The 3,952-nt window shown below is 66.8% G+C and carries 4 protein-coding genes; all 4 read right to left on the bottom strand.

Going from position 1 to position 3,952, the window contains the following annotated elements:
- Positions 1-1,423, bottom strand: a 1,423-nt coding sequence (locus AC1VAN_RS14195; RefSeq protein ID WP_480986027.1) for an alanine/glycine:cation symporter family protein, incomplete at its 3' end; no start/stop codon positions are given.
- Positions 1,424-1,436: 13 nt separating this feature from the next.
- Positions 1,437-2,429 (bottom strand): hypothetical protein, encoded by a 993-nt coding sequence (locus AC1VAN_RS14200; RefSeq protein WP_154880996.1) that lies wholly within the window; start codon positions 2,427-2,429, stop codon positions 1,437-1,439.
- Positions 2,430-2,638: 209 nt separating this feature from the next.
- Positions 2,639-3,472 (bottom strand): TrmH family RNA methyltransferase, encoded by an 834-nt coding sequence (locus AC1VAN_RS14205; RefSeq protein ID WP_025874268.1) that lies wholly within the window; start codon positions 3,470-3,472, stop codon positions 2,639-2,641.
- The coding region (locus tag AC1VAN_RS14210; RefSeq protein WP_480986028.1) for an alanine:cation symporter family protein at positions 3,465-3,952 on the bottom strand (488 nt) is incomplete at its 5' end. The genes AC1VAN_RS14210 and AC1VAN_RS14205, both read right to left, overlap by 8 nt.

Genomic DNA, 3,952 nt, shown 5'->3' on the forward strand with positions numbered 1-3,952 from the left:
CCCCCAGCAGCTTCGGGTTGAACAACGGGTCACGCCCGTGACGCCGGTGATCTTCGTAGTCGCGCAGCGCGGCCAACGCGGGCCTCTGCAGCAGCAGGATGGCGATGATGTTCAGCCAGCTCATCATGCCTACGCCGATGTCGCCCAGCGCCCACGCCACTGTCGCACTGTTCATCGCCGAGTAGCCCGTAGCGGCCAGGAACAACAGCTGGAAGGTGCCCATCACCCACCCTCGGGGACGATCGCGGCAGAGGTAACTGACGTTGGTTTCGGCCATGTAGTACAGGGCCAGGATGGTGGTGAACGCGAATGGCAGGATCGCCAGCGCGACGAACGACTTGCCGAAGCCGGGCAAGGCCGACTCCACCGCGTGCTGTACGAAGCGTGGCCCTGCTTCCACGCCGGGAAGGTTGCCCAGCAGCAGGCGCGCCTCGTCCGGTACACCGTTCACCGCCGGGTCGTAGACGTTGTAGAGCCCGGTGGAGAGAATCAGGAAGGCCGTCGCGCTGCACACGACCATGGTGTCGATGTACACCGAGAACGACTGCACCAGCCCCTGCTTCACCGGGTGCGACACTTCTGCTGCAGCGGCAGGATGCGCGCCACTGCCCATGCCAGCTTCATTGGACAACACGCCACGACGTACCCCCCATTGGATCGCGGTCCCGATCATCGCGCCGAATGCGGCGTCAACACCGAAGGCGCTGCGCAGCACCAGGGCGATGACCTCAGGCACGCGCTCGACGTTGAGTACCATCACCACCGCAGTGACCAGCAGATAGGCCACGGCCATCACCGGCACCACCCATTCGGCGACCCGCGCGATGCGACGCACGCCGCCGAGCAGGATCGCCGCCAACACCACCAGCAGCACACCGGTGGTGACCATCACCGGAACGTCCCACGCTTCGTTCACCGCACTGGTGATGGCGTTGGACTGCGTGCCCGCCAGCATCGCCCCCGCCAGCACCGTGACCAGCGCGAACAGCACGGCGTACCAGCGCTGGCCCAGCCCCTTCTCGATGTAGTACGCCGGGCCACCGCGATACTGCCCCTTGGCGTCGCGATCCTTGTAGATCTGCGCCAGGGTGGACTCGATGAACGCGCTGGAAGCACCGAGGAAGGCGACGATCCACATCCAGAAGATCGCGCCCGGACCGCCGAAGGCAATGGCCATGGCGACACCGGCGATGTTGCCCACGCCCACCCGGCTGGACAGCGACAGTGACAACGCCTGGAATGGCGAGACACCGGCATCGGAGCGCTCGTGACGGAACATCAGGCGCAGCATGTCCGGCAGCGCGCGCAACTGCACGAAGCGGGTACGCACGCTGAAGTACAGGCCCGTTGCCAGGCACAGCACCACCAGATACGGGCTCCAGACAACGGCAAGCACGGCATTGACGATCGATTCGACATTCATCGCAGGGCCCCCATCAGAAGAACATCCCCAGGGCGACCTGGGGACTGATGATGCGGCCGGTATTGCGGCCGGCAACGGTGAATTCGACGCCGGCGATCAGCCCCAGCGACGGGCTGAAGTGGTACTCGACAGCGGGCGCGAAGGTCAGGTTGCGACTGGCCGGGCGGTGTTCGTTGATGGGCCGGACGCCACCTGCAGCGTCGGGCGCGAAACCGGTCAGGCGCTGGCCGGTCTCGCGGCTGGCGGCAACTTCCATCACGCCGACCCAGCGTTCGTTGAAGCTGTATTCGGCGCCCACGGAAAGACCCAGTACCGAGCCCCGCGCGATATGGCCCTGGAAGCCGTCCTCGGTGCCGTACACGCTGGTGCCGGAGATGGCCGTTCGCGATGGCGCCGGCCCCGCGCTGAACTGCGCCCGCCAGCGCAGCGGCCGATCGTTGCCCAGCCACAGCACCTGCTGCACGGCCAACGCGGCGACGGTGCGCTGCACGCCATCACCCTGCGCATCCAGCGGATTGCCGGTGATGCGGTCGTGGCTGCCGGTGCTGAAGCGCTGTACCAGGGCAATCGACACCGCCGGCGTGGTGCCATCGGCGCTGGGGGCCTGCAACAGGTATTGCAGGCGTGCGGTGGTATCACCGGCGCGGAAGCCTCGGCTGCGTGCGTTGCCGGATTCGGCGCGTGATGCACTCAGGTTGACCTGGCCGGTCACCCGTTCGCTGAAGCCGTATGCGATGGGCACCACCATCGCCCACGCGCCGCTGCGTTCGCTGCTGCGCTGGCGGTCGCCGTTGTGGTCGAAGGACGAGGAACTGTCGACCCGCACCAGATAGGGTTCGACGTACCAGTGACCCGCTGGCATGCCGGCAGGATTGGGCGTGATCAGCGGGCCGGTGAAGTTGACGCCGTCGAGCGTGCGCTCGTTGGCCTGCGCGGAAACGACGGCAAGCGCACTGAGTGCCAGTACCAGGCAGACACGCACCGCACTGCGAGGAGGATGATGCATGGGAACCGCTCCTGTACGACGTTGGATGGACTTCCACCCTGCGTCGCCGGGAACGGCACACCAATAAGGAAACTTTCAATTCGTCATGCATGCTTTGCGCATGGCACTGCCAGGAAAACCGCCAGACGTTGCCCGGCTGCCGGGAAGTCCCGTTCGACATGGAACTGCGCTGTGCGGGCACCGGTTTGCGGTGCCCGCAGACACGCCCATCAGCCGCGCTGGCTGACCCACTGCGCCAGCAACACGGCCGTGGCGGAAGCGACATTCAGGCTTTCAACCGCGCCACTGCCGGGAATCGACAGCTGCTGGTCACACTGGCTGGCCAGGCCGCGATCCATGCCTTCGCTTTCCGCGCCCATCACGTAGACCAGGCGGGCCGGCAACGACGCGCGGAACACGTCATCGCCACCCTCGACCAGGGTCGCGGCGAGGCCGAAACCGGCCGCGCGCAGCTGCGCCATCGCTTCTGCATCCTCAGGCAACTGCACCAGCGGCACCGACTCTGCGCCGCCCTCGGCCACGCGTGCGGCCGCGCCGGACAACGCCAGCGTACTGCTGGCCGGCAGCAGCAGCGCCTTGGCGCCGAAATGCGCGGCAGAGCGCAGGATCGCACCGAAGTTGTGCGGATTACCGACGCCATCCAGCCACAGTGCCAGCGCCGGGCCTTCGCCCAGTTCGGCCAGCCACTGCGCGAGCGGCAACACCGGCGCGCGCAGCACGTCGGCCACCAGGCCTTCRTGGTGGGTGGTGGCRGCSAGCTTGTTGAGGTCKCCCTCCTCCACSACGCGATAGCCSACGCGGTTGGCCACGCACCACTTCAGCACCGGCTGCATGCGCGGAATCAGCGATTCCACCAGGTACAGCTTGCGCAGCGCCTGCGGACGCTTGGCGAACAGCGCCTGCACCGCGTTCCATCCGTACAGGCGAAGTTCGTCGTTGCCCCGCCCCGGCGGTGGCGGGGTGCCGCCCTCACGCGGTGGCAGCGGGGTGGCCCGCGGCGGTCGCGACGACGGGCGGCGGGCATTCTTCCAGGGATCATTCACTACGGGACAACTCCAGCTTGCGTTGACGCCAGAAATCGGCGTTCTTGATGCCCAGGGCATCGGGGTCGAAGATCGGGTCGAGACCGAGCTTCTTCTGTCGTTCGTAATCGCGCAGGGCCAGCATGGCCGGCTTCTGCACGATGAGGATGGCGATGATGTTCAGCCAGGCCATCAGGCCCACGCCGATATCACCCAGCGCCCAGGCCAGGGTGGCGTTGTGGAAGGCACCGAACACCACCATGCCGATGATGCCCAGGCGCAGCAGCAGCACGGTGAGCGGCCGGCGCTTGTTGTGGTTGACGTAGGTCAGGTTGGTTTCGGCCATGTAGTAATAGGCCATGATCGTGGTGAAGGCGAAGAAGAAGATCGCCACCGACACGAAGGCCGAGCCCCAGCCCGGCAGCACCGCTTCCACACCCGCCTGCGCGTAGCCCGCACCTTCGGGGATGCCGGCCAAGCCCTGGAAGATCGGCGCGGCGC

It is taken from the genome of Stenotrophomonas sp. 05L44_2, from assembly GCF_056665995.1.

Excerpts from the sequence above, each read along its gene's own strand:
- AC1VAN_RS14200 (WP_154880996.1), bottom strand. The coding sequence starts at position 2,429 with ATGCATCATCCTCCTCGCAGTGCGGTGCGTGTCTGCCTGGTACTGGCA.